Raw genomic sequence first — 15,099 nt, forward strand, 5'->3', positions numbered from 1 at the left:
TCGAGCAGGTCGGGCAGGACGGCCGTCTGTGGTCGCGAAGCGAGCAGCGAGACCGGCAGCGGCGCCATGTAGGCGGCCAGCCGCCCTGGGCCCTCGGGCGCCAGCTCCGGCCGGCGGGCGCGGGCGCGCGAGGCGGCGGCCAGCGCGGCGAAGCGCGACGGCGCCGCCCCGATCCGCGCCGGGGTGCCGAGCGCGCGCCGGGCGGCGGCGATCACGTCCTCAACCCGGCCGCCGTGGATGGTGCGCAGGCCCGCCGCATCGAACCACGCGGTGCCGGGATGGCCGGGCTCGACCGCCGCGCCGATGCCCTCGAGCGCCACGAGCAGGCGGTCCCACTCGTCGGCGACGCCCGCCGGGTCGGGCGCGACCAGGCGCAGCGTCGGGCAGCGCGCGAGCGCCTCGCCCAGCCGCAGGCCGGCCCGGACGCCGAACGCCTCGGCGGCGGCCGAGGCCTCCCCGATCAGCTGCTCGCGTCCCGTCTCCGGCGCGAGCGCGAGCGGTCCTCCGGCGAGGGCTTCGCGGCCCCCGGCGGCGACGGCGAGCTCGAAGCGCGGGAGCAGGACGCAGACGACCATGATCGAACACATGTTCGCATCCATCCCGGCGGCACGCAAGGGCCGCCGTCTGACCAGAAGGTGTGCCTTTCCTACCTCATGGTCCGCTGGATGACCGGGTGGGGGCGAGTATTGGGTACGCCGGGCGAATCAACTAGGACGAGCCTCTTGCGAGGCTCGTCCGTTAGCAGGCCTATAAGCCGGATTCTGTCTTGAGCAACCATCCATCTCTGCGGCCGACCTGGACCTCGGCGGGCAACCTCCGAACGGTCCTGCTTGGCCTTGCACCCGGTGGGGTTTGCCTGGCCGCCGCGTCACCGCGGCGCCGGTGCGCTCTTACCGCACCTTTTCAACCTTGCCGGCCCGCGCTCGCGCGCGGACGTGGGCGGTGTGTTTTCTGTGGCACTTTCCCGCGGGTTTCCCCGGGTCGGCGTTACCGACCACCGTGCCCTGTGGTGTCCGGACTTTCCTCGACGGGATGTCTCTCCCGCCGCGGCCGTCCGGCGTGCACCGTCGAGCGTAGTGCGGCGGCGCCGTGACGGGAAGGACTGGGATGCGGCGTGCCGCGGAGCGGCGCCGCCTGCGGCGCGCGGCAGCCCGTGTCGAGACGACACGGACCGGCGCACCGCAGGCGGCGCGCTCCCTCGGGGCGCGCGTCGCCAGGCGCGCATCGACGGAGTCGCGGAGATGCGTACGCACCGCGGGCCGGTCCCGACCCACCGCCAGCCACCGAGCGAGCGAGCCCGCCCGCGCCGGCGCCGCACGCGCCGGCGGCCTGTGGCCTGTGGCCGGCGGCCGGCGGCCGGCGGCTCAGCGGATCGTCGTCCCGCAGCCGAGGCAGCGACCGCCGACCGGCACATGCCCGGCGCCGTAGCGAGGCGTCATCGCCTCGCCACAGGCCGGACACGCGACGGTGCGGTGAGCGGCCAGGCCCTCCCAGACCCCGACCACCAAGTCGTCGAGCGTCGGACCGCCACTCGGCGCGGCCCGGCGATCGTGCACGCGCAGGTCGCCGCCGACGGGCTCCGGCACCGGCGACGGCTCCTGCGGGCGCTCGCGGACCGCCCCGTCGCGCGAGGCACGCAGCTGCTCGCCCGCCTGGACAGGGTCGAGGATCGACGGCCGGAACAGATCGAGCGTGAGGGTGGCGTTCATCACACGCTCCGGAACAGGCCGACGACTCGTCCCATGATGCGCACATCCTTGCTGCGGATCGGCTCCATCGTGGTGTTCTCCGGCTGCAGGCGGATGTGGTCGGACTCGCGGAAGAACCGCTTGACCGTCGCCTCCTCACCCACCAGCGCGACGACGATGTCGCCGTCGCTGGCGCTCTCCTGGCGATGCACGACGACGTAGTCACCCTCCAGGATGCCGGCGTCCTTCATCGACTCGCCGCGGATGCGCAGGACGTACTCGCCCTTGTCGCCACCGGCGACCGGCGGCACCTCCACGTACTCCTCGATGTTCTCCTCCGCCAGGATCGGCTGACCCGCTGCGACCGAGCCGACGAGCGGCAGGCCGTTCGGCCGCACCAGCGACCGCACGTTGTCCACCGCATCCTCGACGGCGTTGCCCACGGCCGACGACGCCTTGTCGAGCAGCTCAAGCGCACGCGGCTTGGACGGGTCGCGCCGGAGCAGCCCGAGCTTCTCGAGGTTGGCCAGGTGCGCGTGGACCGTCGACGACGAAGCCAGGCCCACCGCCTTGCCGATGTCACGCACCGTCGGCGGGTACCCGTGCTTGGCCGAATACCGCTTGATGAAGTCGAAGATCTCTTGCTGGCGCTTGGTCAGATCCACCTGAGTCACCTTTCGCCGCTCGCGTCTCGGTCGAACATGTGTTCGTGAAGGTAGCGGGCCCTTCAGACGGAATCAAGCGGAGCGTCGCAGCCGCGACCTGCTCGCTATGCTGGCTTTCGCTGTCCACGCGCCGGTGGCGGAATTGGTAGACGCGCAAGGTTGAGGGCCTTGTGGGGCAATTGCCCCGTGGAGGTTCGAGTCCTCTTCGGCGCATGGAACGGAAGGCCCGCACACGCGGGCCTTTCGGCGTTGCTAGGGCCGATATCCGCGCGAGTCGGCTACGACGTCTCGAGGCCGTGTCCCACACTTTTGTCCCACAAACGGCGAGCCGAACGGGTGACACGCTCTGCGCCGGAGCTCGGTCGCCCAGGTTGGGGCAGAAATGCGTTACACGGCCGATAATGATGCTAATACTACGCCTGACTTAGCATCATTAGCGTCGCGTTATCGCCATTCTTGCCATGTACTCGTTCGCCGACCTCGCCATCTTCGACCGTCAGCCAGCAAGCGTCGGCGTACTGCTGAGTGACATCGACACCGGGCGTGGCCGGCAGGAGCTCTTCGCCGACCAGGTGCCCGAGCTGCTGTCCGCCCTCGCCACGCAAACGCGCGTCGCCTCGATCCGCGCCTCGAACGCAATCGAGGGCATCGACGTCGACGAGGATCGCGCCCAAGCCCTGGACAAGGCCGACGCGCGATTGCGCAACCGGAACGAGCAGGAGTTCGCCGGCTACCGCGATGCGATCGACGGGCTGATGAGCCGCCCCACCGAGGAGCCGATCTCGGTACCGCTCGTTCTCTCGCTGCACCGCCAGATCTATTTCTACTCCGGCGGCCGCGGCGGCAACCTCAAGACCGACGACAACCTCATCGTCAGGTACGGCGATGACGGGCGGCGCATCGTCGTCTTCGAGCCTCCGCCGTGGCAACAGACCGAGGGCCTGCTCACCGAGCTGGTCGACCGCTACAACAACGCTCAGGCTGAGCGGGTCGCCCACCCCATCGTCCTCCTTGCCTCCTTCGTCCTGGACTTCCTCGCCATCCACCCGGTCGCTGACGGCAACGGCCGCGTCGCTCGCCTCCTGACCACCAGCGAGCTCCTACGACTCGGCTACGACGTCGCCCGCTACGTCAGCGTCGAACAACGCATCTACGAGTCCAAGAACACCTACTACGCCGCACTCCGCCAGTCACAGGAACAGTGGCGCGACGGAAAGCACGACATCTGGCCCTGGACGACCTACCTCGTCCAGGTGCTCACCGAGTCATACAAGGACTTCGAGGACCGCGTCGCGGCCGGCCGCGAGAACAGCACCATGAACAAGCAGGAGCGCGTGCAGCATCACGTGCTGCACGTCGGACCAGCGGAGTTCCGACTCCGCGACCTGCGGCGGGCCCTGCCGGGCATCAGCGATCCGACGTTCCGCCTGGCTCTTGCCGAGCTCCGTGACCAAGGACTCGTCGTCGTCGAGGGCGTCGGGCCGGGTGCAGTCTGGAAGCGACTCCACCACTGAAGCCCGAAATCTTCACCGACGCACGTGCCGGCAATCCACGGAGCCGATCGGCTGTGGCGCGTCGCTGTAGATGATCGCGTCTTCGAAGCGCCGGGCGCGCCAGTACGGTGCGCCGATGCACGTCAGCACCCTGCGAGCGGTCGGGTACCGGAATCTGCCATGACGCTTCCGCTGTCGTTCATGCGCTTCGACGAGGCGGACCAGGGCGAAGCCCTGGAGCTGCGGAGCTCGTTCACGGACATGACCCGAGACGGCGTCAAGCTCTGGCCGGCGGGCCAGGCGGCACTCCTAGTCCGAGACGACGAGAACGGCATGTTCGTCATCGAGGTGGGATCGGTGACACGCAGCCACCATGCGGTTCTTGGACTTCGACCGGATCGAGAGCCCGTCAGGTGCGGTGCAGTTCGCCAGCGGCCGCGAGCGGCTGACGGTCGTCAACGTGAATCGGCAGCCGCTGGAGCGAACGACCGGCGCCGACCTGATCTACATCAACGAGACCATCCCGAACTTCGTGCTCGTGCAGTACAAGACGATGCGCCGGGAGGGCAAGGAGCAATCTCGGCTGGTGTACCGGCCCGACGCCCAGCTCAGAAGCGAGCTCGATCGCATGCACAGGATCAAATCGGGCAACGACGACGGGGCGCCGGAGAGTTACCGGCTAAGCGCCGGGAGCTGCTTCCTGAAGCTGTGCAAGCCCGTGGTCCGGCTGGACCGCGGGCAGGAGCTCGTAAGCGGGATGTATCTGCCGTTGGACTACTACGACGTGTTGGCGGAGTCGGATGACGTTCGCGGGAAGCGGGACGGACTGATCTTCAGCTACGAAACCGTGGCGCGTCACATCGGCAACGACCTGTTCGTCGCGCTCGTGCGAGGAGGGTGGGTTGGCTCGCGCGGCGCGACGACCAAGCGGCTAAAGAAGCTGGTGCTCGCGGGCCTCGACGCCGGCCGCTCGGTCACGGTCGCCGCAGGGTCGGTCCGAGGCGAGATCGACAACACAGACCGATAGGCCACTCGACCGCGCTCGGCGCCGGTCGCGGAGGACGGCTCAGCAAGCCTCGACTATTCGGCGTCGCACTGCTGCGCCAAGCGCGGACGGTGCATCGACGCCTTGAGCTCCTCGACGAACTCTCCTGCGGTGTCGAGTACGTCCTCGTTGATGCTGATGGGCCCGCGGGCTGCAACATGCGCCAGCAACTCCAGTCGGAGCGGATGCGCTGTCACGGCCGGTCGAAAAATGGACCACCTGCGCCGGTTGAAAAGTGTCCCACCTGGGGTCGGTAGCCCTGGGGGTCGCTTTAAGTCCGTCTCGGCGATGGGGCGAGATCGCTCGAGCGCTCGCTGCGAGAACTGGGCTGGTGATTGAGGTCAAGCCACTGGCTGGCCCGTTCTTCCTAGGGCTCGGCGGACGAGACGGCTAGCGCGCCACGCGGTAGCGGAGGTAGATGACTCTCGAGCTGAAGGTGCGGGTCTCGACGAGTTCGAGAGCCACCCGGCGCTCGCGCTGGGGAAAGAACGGAATGCCACCGCCAACGAGCACCGGGCAGACCCTGGCCCGGTACTCGTCGATCAGACCCAACGCGGCCGCCTCGGCGGCGAGAGTCGCGCCGCCGATCGCGATGTCACCCTCCCCCGGCTCGGCTCGCAACCGCTCGATCTCCTCCGCCAGGCCGCCCCAGGGCAGGCGGGCATTGCCCTGCACCGCCGACAGCGTGGTGGAGAACACCACCTTTGGGAGCGGCTTCCAGATCGCGGCCCACTCGAGCATTGAGTCGTCGAGCGATGGATCCTGGTCGGCGGTCTCCCAGTACAGCATCGTCTCGTACAGCCGTCGTCCCAACAGGTGGACGCCGACCTCTCGTATCTCGTCGGTGACGAAGCGAAAGACCTCCTCGTCGGGCGCCGTCCAGTCGAAGTCGCCGTCCGGCCCGACGACGTAGCCGTCAAGTGAGACGCCTATCGAATAGGTCACGCTGCGCACCAGAAGTACTCCTCGGGAACAGGTTCGACAGTACGACCGCCGGACGCCGCAGGACTCATCGCGGCTCGCGGGATCCCCTGGGCTACCGCTGCGACCGAGCAGCGGGTACTCTGGCAGCCGCAATGCGCGCACGGCTGATCGGGTGCTCGCTGCGGGCCTGCTTGCCGGGGCGATCCCGGCGCTCGTCGCTGTAGCTTTGCTAGCGAAGCGACTGCTGACGGGGGTCAGGGGAGGTCGGTGGGTGTGCCGGGCGGGCGTCGAGGTCTTTGCCGCGAAGTCGGTACACGGCGTAGCCGTCGAGGGCAGCCCCAGCGGCGCGCTCGGCGGACCCGGTCATGCGTTTGCGATGACGGCGCCGGCGCCGGCCGGCGCGGCCGTCGTCGCGGCGTGCGCCGCGTTCGCGGCGACGCACACGACCAGCGGGGGCGCGTAGCTTGTGCAGCGGTCCCCGCGCCACCGGCCCACGACGCTGCCCTGGAGGTGACGATGCATCCGACGGTCCACTCGTTCCGCACGCCCGACGGAGTCATTGCTTCGGCGCTGGCCTCATGACGACGGTCGAGGCCAACGGCGTCACGCTCGGGGTCGAGCACTTCGGCGACGCGGCGGCGCCGCTCTTTCTGCTCGCGGGCGGCACGACGATGCTCTCCTGGCCCGACGCGCTCTGCGAGGCGCTCGCTCGCGGCGGACGCCACGTCGTGCGGTACGACCTGCGCGACTGCGGCGCGTCGACCACCGTCGATCCCGAGGCTCCCACGTACACGCTGCGTGATCTCGCAGCCGACGCTGCGGCGCTCGCCCGCGGACTCGACGACCGGCCGGCGCACGTGGCGGGCATCGGCGTCGGCGGGATGGTCGCCCAGGTCGCCGCGCTCGACCACCCGGACGCGTTCTCGGCGCTCACCCTCGCCGGGACGCGGCCCGTCGCACCGGGCCCGCCCGACGACGACCTGCCTGACCATGATGCGGCGACGATGGACCGGCTGTTCTCGCACCCGATGCCCGACTGGTCCGACCGCGCTGCCGTGGCGGAGTTCGCCGCCGCCGGCGCGGAGACCCTCGGCGACGATCCCGCCGCCGCACGCGCGACCGCCGAGCGCATCTGGGACCGCACGCCGGGCACGGAGCCCGCGATCCACATGGCCAACCAGATGGGCATGGTGTTCTCCAAGCTGGACTGCAAGCCGCGCTGGCGCGAGCGCCTGCCCGAGCTCGCGATCCCGCCGCTCGTGGTGCACGGTCGCCGGGACCCGTTCTTCCCTGTCGGCAACGGCGAGGCGCTCGCGCGAGAGATCCCCGGTGCGCGGCTGCTCGTGCTCGAACGGGCCGCGACCGCGATCCCCGATGTGGCCGCCGGTGACGTCGCCGCGGCGATGCTCGAGCTCTAGGTGTAAGTCCTGTGGAGGTTGTTCCGTCGTTCGGTGAGTCGGACGATCGGGGGCTTGTGGCCGAGGGCTGAGTGTCGGCGGTGATGGTTGTAGTGCCAGAGCCAGCCGTCAAGGGCTGCGGTGCGATCGGTGCTTGAGCGGTAGATCGCGCCGTAGGCCCAGCCCCCGAGCATCGTGCGGATGAAGCGCTCTGCTTTGCCGTTGGTCTGGGGTCGGTGGGGCCGGGTGCGCAGGTGCCGGATCCCCATGCTCTTGCAGGCGATCGCGTGCACGGTCGGGCGGTAGGCCGAGCCGGCGCGACGTAGAAAGCCGATGACGGTGATCGCGACATGCACGTACTCCCAGCCGGTCTGGCGGCGGCGGATGCCGGCGGCGTCGGTCTTGGCCGTGTTGTGGTGTCGGAACCCGCGGACGCGATGGCCGGGGCCCTTGTCGCCGATGCGGCCGTCCCAAGGCGCCCGAGCTTGACCATCCCGATCCGGCTCAGGATGCTCGAGACCGTCGAGAGGGCCATGTTGGCGGTGCGCGGCGACCCTTCTGCGAGTTGATCTCAGCGGGCGACCGACCGCTCAGTGCACGCGTCAGCCACGGCCGGGCGGGAAGCCGACCTGTACGTCTGCGCCGTTGCTGCGGACGATGGTCGGGACGACGCCGGTGTTGCGCGTGTAGCGCATGAGCTCTGCCTTGAAGGCAGCGTTCTGCGTCGCGTCGCGCTCCTCGATGGCCTCATCCTCGGCCGCCAAGTGCTCGCGCGCGGCCTGGCAGTAGGGGCAGTTCGGCTTGACGTACATGACCGAGCTCACGCTCTCAGTTTGGCATGCATCACGCGATACGAGCGCACCCTCCTCGAACCGCGTCGCCGTCGACGACGTCGAACCTCGGCGAGGCGCAGGACGAGTGCCCCGTCGAAGAAGTGCGATGCCCAATCGCGAGGTGCTCCTGCCATATCGAGCAGAACGAAGGCACTGCCCAAGACCGTTACACCGTCACGGTTGGGGCGCCGGCGCTCGGCCTCTGAAGTACCGTCAAGCCAGCTGATGCCCGAATCATCTTCGTGCGAACGCTGTGGTGTCCAGTTCGGCTGCGGAGCGGCCGACCGAGGCTGCTGGTGCGCAGAGCTCGCGGTCCCGCCGCCAGCGCAACGCGAGCTGTCACGGCTCTATCGGGCCTGCTTGTGTCCGGCATGCCTCGGCGATCGGGCCGTGGCCGACGCAGCGCACTCGGGCGCTGAGCCGGTCACGCACCGACCTCGAGGCGACTGAGCCTGCGGCTCAGTCCACAGCTGCGCTAGGACTTCGAGGCTCCATTGGCGGCGGGCGCCGCGTAGCCCCGCTCCGCCTTCTCAAGCTCACCGGCCCTGGCCATCTGCGTCAGGCGCGTGGCCACCGAATTGCGGTTCAGGTTCAGGCCGGTCGCGACCTCGCCGGCGGTCGCCGGGCCCTGCGCGCGAACAAACTCGATGATCCGCTCTCGCGACGGCGCGGCCTTACTCGACGAGCGTGCTCGTCGAGGCGCGGCCGACGGGGTCTGCGCCGGACGGGCAACACCCGCACCACGCGTCGCGCGGGCCGACGACTTCGAGTTGCGCGCACGCCGCGGCTGCTCGGGCCCGTTGGGCTCAAGGTCGGCAAGCGCTGACTCCAGTCGCGCAAGCTCCTCACGCAGCGCGTCGAAGCGCTCAAGCTCCTCCCGGACCGCATCGATGCGGCTCCGCAGGCTCTCGGTGATCTCATGGGTCGTCACTGTTGCGCTCATGATTGGTGTAACTGTAGGACAACGGTCGGTGCGGCGCGCGCGTTTGACCACCCGCGGTCGGTTAGCCCGATGGGCAACTGTCACCCGGGCCCGCCAATTTGCGCGAGGTCGTCAGTCGTCTGCACGCGCGGAGCGCTGGGTGCGCATCGCAGCGCCGGTCTATGAACACCGCGGTGCACCTCTGGCCAGGACTGATCGATGCCGGTACGCCAAGCGACGAAGCGACGTGCGCGGTTGCCGCTCGTCGCGGCAGCACGGGTCAGCGGCGTCCCCTAGGCTGCCCGCATGAACAAGACCGAGCTGATCGAAGCCGTGGCCAAGGACACCGGCCTGACCAACGCCGATGCCCGCAAGGCCGTCGAGTCGTTGATCGCCACGGTGGGCAAGACCCTCAAGAAGGGCGACGAGGTCGCGATCACCGGGTTCGGGAAGTTCTCGGTCGCCAAGCGCGGCGCCCGGACAGGCCGCAACCCGCAGACCGGCGCGACGATCAAGATCAAGGCCTCCAAGTCGCCGAAGTTCACCGCCGGCGCCACGCTGAAGACCGTCGTGGCCAACAAGCGCAAGTAACACGCCATGGTCGCCCCGTACGGTTCTACGACATGGTGTTGTGGATCCACGTCGCCGCGCTGGTGACGGCCTTCGGTGCGTTGCTCGCCTAGCGGCCGGCGGCCCGGCGCGAGACGTCCGATTGCGCCACCAACCGCACAGGTCTACGCTCGACATCCATGGCCGGACGCTTCGAGGGAACCACCGTCGTAGATCGCCCGATCGCGGAGGTCTTCGCGTTTCTCGCCGACGGTGAGAACGACGTGAAGTTCAGCCCGCGCGTCCAGGAGATCCGCAAGACGACCGACGGACCGCCCGGCGTCGGGACGCACTTCGCGAGCACCGTCAAGGACGCCGGCATGACGACCAAGCGCGAGTTCGAGCTGACCGAGTTCGTCGTCCCGACCAAGATTCGCTGGGCCGAGCGCTCCAAGAACGCGGTGACCGCCCCGGTCGGCGGCTACGACCTCGCGACCGAGGGCCCCGGCACGCGCGTCACGGTCTTCAACGAGCTCGAGGGACACGGCCTCGGCAAGGTCATCGTCGGCCTCGCCCTGCGGTCAGCGCGCAAGGGCGCCGATGACTTCGCCGCCTCGATCAAGCGTGCCGCCGAGGCCGGCTGACACCTGCGCGGCTTCGAGCCGGCCGATGCCGTCCGATCGTCCGCACGATCGGAGGTGCCGTCCGCCGCGCTCAGGCGTCCGCGATCCGATCCAGCAGGACCAGCGCCCTGCGCAGGAGCTCGCGCTCTTCGGCGTCGAGCCCGGCGTCGAGGGTCCCGGTCAGCCAGTCCTCGCGGGCGGCGCGGGTGGCTGCGAGCTTCTCCACGCCGGCGGCGGTCAGCTCGATGAAGGCGCGGCGGCCGTCCGCGGGGTCCGCGCGGCGTGAGACGAGGCCGGCGGTCTCGAGCTCGCGGACGGTCTGGGCCATCGACTGCGGCCGCATGCGCTGGGCGGCGGCGAGGTCGCTGATGCTCGCGGGCCCCTCGCGATCCAGGGCGCCGAGCACGAGAAGCTGCGGGGCGGGCGGCCCTGGCTCGGCGCGCATCCGGCGGATGAGACGCCCGAGGGTCTCGCGCAGCTCGTGGGCGAGGAGCGAGCTGGAGGGCGCCCGGGCAGCCATGCGCGCAGTGTAGATCAACCGGCGACAGGGAAACTGTACAGGTTGCCTGTATAGTGTCAGAGGTGCGTGCCGCGCCCCCGGATCGCTACAAGTGGATCGCGCTGTCCAACGCGACGCTGGCCGTGCTGCTGGCCACGCTGGACGGATCGATCACGATCATCGCGATGCCCGACATCTTCCGGGGCATCCACCTGGACCCGCTCGTCCCGGCCAACTCGTTCTACCTGCTGTGGATGATCCTCGGCTACCTGGTGGTCACCAGCGTGCTGATCGTCAGCCTCGGCCGACTCGGGGACATGGTGGGCCGGGTCAAGATCTACAACCTGGGCTTCGTCATCTACACGGTCGCGTCGCTGCTGCTCGCGCTCGACTGGATGCAGGGCCGCAACGGGGCCGTCTACCTCATCGTCATGCGCCTGGTCCAGGGCGTGGGCGGTGCCTGCCTGCTGGCCAACGCGGCCGCGATCATCACCGACGCCTTCCCCTCCCACCAGCGCGGCATGGCGCTCGGGATCAACAACATCGTCGGCGTCAGCGGCACCTTCATCGGCCTCGTGCTCGGCGGGATCCTGGCGCCGATCGACTGGCGGCTGGTGTTCCTCGTCTCGGTGCCCGTCGGCATCTTCGGAACCGTCTGGGCCTACGTCGGGCTGCGCGAGCTCAGCACGCCGCGCAAGGCGCCGATCGACTGGGCCGGCAACCTCGCCTTCGCGCTCGGGCTGATCCTGCTCATGACCGCGGTGACCTTCGGCATCCGCCCAGCCGGCGGGCACGCGATCGGATGGGGCAGCCCGCGGGTCCTGGGCCTGCTGGCCGCCTCGGTCGCGTGCCTCGTCGCCTTCGTGATCGTCGAGCGACGATCGGCCGACCCGATGTTCCGCCTGCCGCTGTTCGCAATCCGCGCGTTCACCTTCGGCACCCTCTCCACGTTCCTGTCCTCGGTCGCGCGCGGCGGCCTGATGTTCATGCTCATCATCTGGCTGCAGGGCATCTGGCTGCCCCAACACGGCTACGACTTCACCCAGACGCCGCTGTGGGCCGGCATCTACATGCTGCCGCTGACGGTCGGGCTGCTGATCGCCGGGCCCACCTCCGGCTACTTCTCGGACCGCTTCGGCGCCCGGCCGTTCGCGACCGCCGGCATGGTCCTGACGGCGGTCGGCTTCGGCCTGCTGATGCTGCTGCCGACCGACTTCTCCTACCCGGTCTTCGGCGCGATCCTGCTGCTCATCGGCGCCTCGATGGGCCTGTTCGCCTCCCCCAACCGCGCGGCGGTGATGAACAGCCTTCCTCGCGGAGATCGCGGCGCCGGCGGCGCGATGAACCAGACCTTCCAGAACTCGGCCCAGGTCCTGTCGATCGGGATCTTCTTCACGCTGATGATCATCGGGCTGTCGGCGACGCTGCCGCACACGCTGAGCGCCGGCCTCCAAGCCCACGGCGTGGACGCCGCGACCGCGCACCAGGTCGCCACGCTGCCGCCGGTATCGATCCTCTTCGCCGCCTTCCTCGGCTACAACCCGATCCAGCACCTGCTCGGGCCACACGCGCTGATGGCGCTGTCGGCCCACGACCAGGCCGCCCTCACCGGCAACTCGTTCTTCCCAGCCCTGATCTCCGAGCCGTTCCGGTCCGGGCTGCACGCAGCCTTCCTCTTCGCGATCGTCGCCTGCCTCGTCGCCGCCGCCGCATCGCTCATGCGCGGCGCCCGCACGGTCGACGAGGACGACCTCCGTCCCGCGCCCATCCCCAGCCGTCGCCCGACGGCCGAGCCAGAGGAGCAGCATGCAGGTTGAGTGGTACGGACAATCCGCGTTCCGTCTGACCGACGGCGAACACACCGTGGTCATCGACCCCTTCGCCGACGTCTCGGCGCTGACCGCCAGCGGCCGCCGCTGGGACTACCCCGCGATCACCGGCGTCGAGGCCGACCTCCTGCTCGTGACCCACGAGCACCTCGACCACAACGGCGTCGAGGCCATCGGCGGCAACCCGGTCACGCTGCGCTCGACGGCCGGGCGCCTGCCGTCGCCGATCGGCGAGATCCTCGCCATCGCCTCCGAGCACGACGAGGCCGCCGGCACCGAGCGCGGACCCAACACGCTCTTCGCGTTCACGCTCGGCGACTGGCGCGTGGCGCACCTCGGCGACCTCGGCCAACGCGCCCTCCGCGCCGAGCAGACCGCGGCGCTGGGGACCATCGACCTGCTCTTCGTGCCCGTCGGCAACGGCCCGACGATCGGCCCCGAGCAGGCCACCGAGATCGCCGCAACCGTCGGCGCCCGCGTGATCGTCCCGATGCACTACCGGACCGAGCGCATCGACTTCCTCGAACCGGTGGACGCGTTCACCGACCTGGCACGCCATGCCCAGCGCCTCGATGCCCCCACCTTCGAGGTCGAGGCAGTCGCCGCCGGGGACCGTCCGGTCGTCATCGTGCCCAAGGCGCCTTAGCGTCACGATTGCGGGGCTCCGTTGTTTGGGGGGCCGAGTCTTTTTCGCGTCGTCTCGGACGAGGCCCGCTGGTTCACCGGCCAGAGCATCGGCGCCGGCGGCGGGATGTTCTGACCAGCTCGCGTCTCGCGCGGTGGTCCGCGCGCTGTTCCAGACGCGCCACGCGGCGTGATCCGGCATGTCGCGCGAGCCCGGCCGCTGGGCCCGCCCTGTAACGTCGTTGGCGCGGTCGGCGCGACGCGCTTCGACCTGAAGTACGGCATGGGCGGTCTCTCCCACGGCGCGCTCATGACCAACATCGAGCTGTACGGCACGCAGGTCATCCCACGCGTCCGCGAGCTCTTGGCCGACGACTGGCCACTGGCGGATGCGAGATCCGCATGACGGCCGAGATCCTCAGGGACATGAGCACGACAGTCGGCCGGCGTTGACGTTCTCCCATGGACTACGGCCATCCTCTCGAGTTCGGGTACTTCCTCATCCCCGAGGCGGCTGACCCGCAGGGGGTCCTCGAGACCGCGCGCCTGGCCGACGAGCTCGGCTACGACCTGCTCGCCGTCCAGGACCACCCCTACCAACCCGCGCAGCTCGACACGCTCGCGCTGCTGGGCGTGATCCTCGGCCAGACCACGCAGATCCGCGTCTTCCAGGACGTCGGCAACCTGCCGCTGCGCCCGCCCGCGATGTTCGCGAAGGCCTCGGCGACGCTCGACGTCCTCAGCGGCGGGCGCTTCGAAGCCGGCCTCGGCGGCGGCGGCTTCCTGCGCGCCGCCCAGGCGATGGGCGCGCCGCCGCTCAGCGCCGGGGAGAGCTTGGAGGCCTTGGAGGAGGCCGTGGCGATCCTCCGGGCGAGCTGGAGCGGCGCGCCCACGCTGCGCTTCGACGGCGCGCACTACCGGCTCGACGGTGCGCGGCCCGGTCCGGTGCCCGCGCACGAGATCGGCATCTGGCTCGGCGCGATGAAGCCCCGCGCGCTGGCGCTCACCGGGCGCGTCGCCGACGGCTGGGCGGCGCCGTTGATGAACTACCTGCCTCCGGCCGCCGCCGCCGGAGCCCAGACCCTCATCGACCGCGCAGCCCGCGAGGCCGGCCGCGACCCCAGTGAGATCCGGCGCATCTACAACCTTGCCGGCGCGTTCACCGCGACGGCGCCCGCGCCGGCCCGCGACACCGACGACGCGATCATCGGGCCGCCCGACCACTGGACCGAGGTGCTGACCCACCTCGCGCTGGACCAGGGGTTCGGCACGTTTGTGATCATGGGCGAGCCGGATCCTCGGATGCTGCGCACGTTCATCGAGGACGTCGCGCCGCAGGTCCGGGAGCGCGTCGCGTCCGCGCGTGCGCTCGGCGGCGCGGCCGAACGTCCGGCCCGGCTCTGACCAACCTCCTCGAGAAGATGATGACCAGCACACCGCAGAACTCCGAAGCGAAGATGGAGCCGCTCGACGAGGCGGTCGATCACGTCCGGGGCAGGTCGACCGGGCGGCTCGTCGTCGAGTACGGCGACTACGAGTGCCCGTACTCACGGCGGGCGTTCCGGGAGATCGAGCAGGTCGAGCGACGACTGCGCGACGGCGTCCGCTTCGCGTTCCGGCACTTCCCCCTGACCGAGATCCACCCGCACGCGCTCGCGGCCGCCGCCGCGGCCGAGGCGGCCGCGCTCCAGGACCGGTTCTGGAAGATGCACGAGCTGCTGTTCCACCGCCAGCGGGCCCTCGAGGACGACGACCTGGGGGTCTACGCAGCCATGCTCGACCTCGACGTCGAGCGGTTCCACCGCGACCGGACGGGCGCCGCTGTCCTGCGCCGTGTGCGCCGTGACATGGAGAGCGGCATGGCGTCGGGCGAGGTCCTCGGCACGCCGACCCTGTTCATCGACGGCGTCGTGCACCGCGGCGGCTACGACGCGGGCACGCTGCTGGAGGCGCTGGCGCGATGAGCGCGCTCCCAAGGGCGGCTCCGACGGGTGTGTCCGGGTGGCGG

At 70.1% G+C, this 15,099-nt stretch carries 17 protein-coding genes, 1 tRNA gene, 1 other RNA gene and 2 pseudogenes; 12 read left to right on the forward strand and 9 right to left on the reverse strand.

Annotation, left to right across the window (positions count from 1 at the left end; genetic code table 11):
- From VK501_RS05565 to lexA, 4 genes and pseudogenes are all read right to left on the reverse strand, one after another.
- A pseudogene (locus tag VK501_RS05565) lies at positions 1–587 on the reverse strand (hypothetical protein); the annotation flags it as partial.
- Positions 588–737: 150 nt separating this feature from the next.
- Positions 738–1,066, reverse strand: an RNA gene (rnpB, locus tag VK501_RS05570) — RNase P RNA component class A.
- Positions 1,067–1,364: 298 nt separating this feature from the next.
- Positions 1,365–1,709 (reverse strand): hypothetical protein, encoded by a 345-nt coding sequence (locus VK501_RS05575; protein ID WP_324335472.1) that lies wholly within the window; start codon positions 1,707–1,709, stop codon positions 1,365–1,367.
- A complete protein-coding gene (lexA, locus tag VK501_RS05580; protein WP_324335474.1) occupies positions 1,709–2,353 on the reverse strand; it encodes a transcriptional repressor LexA in 645 nt (214 codons plus the stop codon). Before lexA ends, VK501_RS05575 begins: the two co-directional genes overlap by 1 nt.
- A 127-nt stretch (positions 2,354–2,480) precedes the next feature.
- Here lexA and VK501_RS05585 point away from each other — a divergent pair.
- From VK501_RS05585 to VK501_RS05595, 3 genes are all read left to right on the forward strand, one after another.
- A tRNA-Leu gene (locus VK501_RS05585) sits at positions 2,481–2,566 on the forward strand.
- Positions 2,567–2,814: 248 nt separating this feature from the next.
- Positions 2,815–3,867 carry a Fic family protein gene (locus VK501_RS05590; RefSeq protein ID WP_324335476.1) on the forward strand — a complete coding sequence of 351 codons (1,053 nt, stop codon included), beginning with the start codon at positions 2,815–2,817 and terminating at the stop codon, positions 3,865–3,867.
- A 361-nt stretch (positions 3,868–4,228) separates the two neighbouring features.
- Entirely contained in the window at positions 4,229–4,873 is a 645-nt protein-coding gene (locus tag VK501_RS05595) for a hypothetical protein (protein WP_324335478.1), read from the forward strand.
- A gap of 408 nt (positions 4,874–5,281) precedes the next feature.
- On the opposite strand, the gene VK501_RS05600 is transcribed toward VK501_RS05595, so the two are convergent.
- Positions 5,282–5,845 (reverse strand): dihydrofolate reductase family protein, encoded by a 564-nt coding sequence (locus tag VK501_RS05600; protein ID WP_324335480.1) that lies wholly within the window; start codon positions 5,843–5,845, stop codon positions 5,282–5,284.
- Positions 5,846–6,393: 548 nt separating this feature from the next.
- On the opposite strand from VK501_RS05600, the gene VK501_RS05605 reads away from it, so the two are divergent.
- Positions 6,394–7,233 (forward strand): alpha/beta hydrolase, encoded by an 840-nt coding sequence (locus VK501_RS05605; protein WP_324335482.1) that lies wholly within the window; start codon positions 6,394–6,396, stop codon positions 7,231–7,233.
- Here the strand turns inward: VK501_RS05605 and VK501_RS05610 are convergent.
- Positions 7,230–7,568 carry an integrase core domain-containing protein gene (locus tag VK501_RS05610; protein WP_414641097.1) on the reverse strand — a complete coding sequence of 113 codons (339 nt, stop codon included), beginning with the start codon at positions 7,566–7,568 and terminating at the stop codon, positions 7,230–7,232. The genes VK501_RS05605 and VK501_RS05610 overlap by 4 nt on opposite strands.
- Positions 7,569–7,814: 246 nt before the next feature.
- Positions 7,815–8,036: a glutaredoxin family protein gene (locus VK501_RS05615; protein WP_324335484.1), complete on the reverse strand. Its 222-nt coding sequence runs from the start codon at positions 8,034–8,036 to the stop codon at positions 7,815–7,817.
- Between the two features lie 234 nt (positions 8,037–8,270).
- On the opposite strand from VK501_RS05615, the gene VK501_RS28715 reads away from it, so the two are divergent.
- Entirely contained in the window at positions 8,271–8,495 is a 225-nt protein-coding gene (locus VK501_RS28715; protein WP_349260977.1) for a cysteine-rich CWC family protein, read from the forward strand.
- A gap of 25 nt (positions 8,496–8,520) precedes the next feature.
- On the opposite strand, the gene VK501_RS05620 is transcribed toward VK501_RS28715, so the two are convergent.
- Entirely contained in the window at positions 8,521–8,988 is a 468-nt protein-coding gene (locus VK501_RS05620) for a hypothetical protein (protein ID WP_324335486.1), read from the reverse strand.
- Positions 8,989–9,273: 285 nt separating this feature from the next.
- Here VK501_RS05620 and VK501_RS05625 point away from each other — a divergent pair, with 285 nt between their 5' ends.
- Both VK501_RS05625 and VK501_RS05630 read left to right on the forward strand, forming a co-directional pair.
- On the forward strand, positions 9,274–9,558 hold the full coding sequence (locus VK501_RS05625) for an HU family DNA-binding protein (RefSeq protein ID WP_324335488.1): 285 nt from the start codon (positions 9,274–9,276) through the stop codon (positions 9,556–9,558).
- A gap of 158 nt (positions 9,559–9,716) precedes the next feature.
- A complete protein-coding gene (locus VK501_RS05630; RefSeq protein WP_324335490.1) occupies positions 9,717–10,160 on the forward strand; it encodes an SRPBCC family protein in 444 nt (147 codons plus the stop codon).
- Positions 10,161–10,230: 70 nt separating this feature from the next.
- On the opposite strand, the gene VK501_RS05635 is transcribed toward VK501_RS05630, so the two are convergent.
- Complete coding sequence (locus VK501_RS05635) at positions 10,231–10,659, reverse strand: MarR family winged helix-turn-helix transcriptional regulator (RefSeq protein WP_324335492.1); 429 nt, start codon at positions 10,657–10,659, stop codon at positions 10,231–10,233.
- 62 nt (positions 10,660–10,721) lie between these two features.
- On the opposite strand from VK501_RS05635, the gene VK501_RS05640 reads away from it, so the two are divergent.
- The 5 genes and pseudogenes from VK501_RS05640 to VK501_RS05660 all read left to right on the forward strand — a co-directional run bounded on the left by VK501_RS05640 (position 10,722) and on the right by VK501_RS05660 (position 15,055).
- Positions 10,722–12,455: an MFS transporter gene (locus VK501_RS05640; protein ID WP_324335494.1), complete on the forward strand. Its 1,734-nt coding sequence runs from the start codon at positions 10,722–10,724 to the stop codon at positions 12,453–12,455.
- Positions 12,445–13,113, forward strand: a complete 669-nt coding sequence (locus VK501_RS05645; RefSeq protein WP_324335496.1) for an MBL fold metallo-hydrolase — start codon at positions 12,445–12,447, stop codon at positions 13,111–13,113. Before VK501_RS05640 ends, VK501_RS05645 begins: the two co-directional genes overlap by 11 nt.
- Before the next feature lie 219 nt (positions 13,114–13,332).
- Positions 13,333–13,497: pseudogene (locus VK501_RS05650) on the forward strand (LLM class flavin-dependent oxidoreductase); the annotation flags it as partial.
- A 56-nt stretch (positions 13,498–13,553) separates the two neighbouring features.
- Positions 13,554–14,495, forward strand: coding sequence for an LLM class flavin-dependent oxidoreductase (locus VK501_RS05655; RefSeq protein ID WP_324335500.1), 942 nt, complete (start codon positions 13,554–13,556; stop codon positions 14,493–14,495).
- A 20-nt stretch (positions 14,496–14,515) separates the two neighbouring features.
- The gene (locus tag VK501_RS05660; RefSeq protein ID WP_324335502.1) at positions 14,516–15,055 is read left to right on the forward strand and encodes a DsbA family protein; all 540 of its coding nucleotides are present in this window, start codon (positions 14,516–14,518) and stop codon (positions 15,053–15,055) included.
- The last annotated feature ends 44 nt before the right edge of the window (positions 15,056–15,099 follow it).

Source organism: Baekduia sp., assembly GCF_035318805.1.
Lineage (GTDB): Bacteria > Actinomycetota > Thermoleophilia > Solirubrobacterales > Solirubrobacteraceae > Baekduia.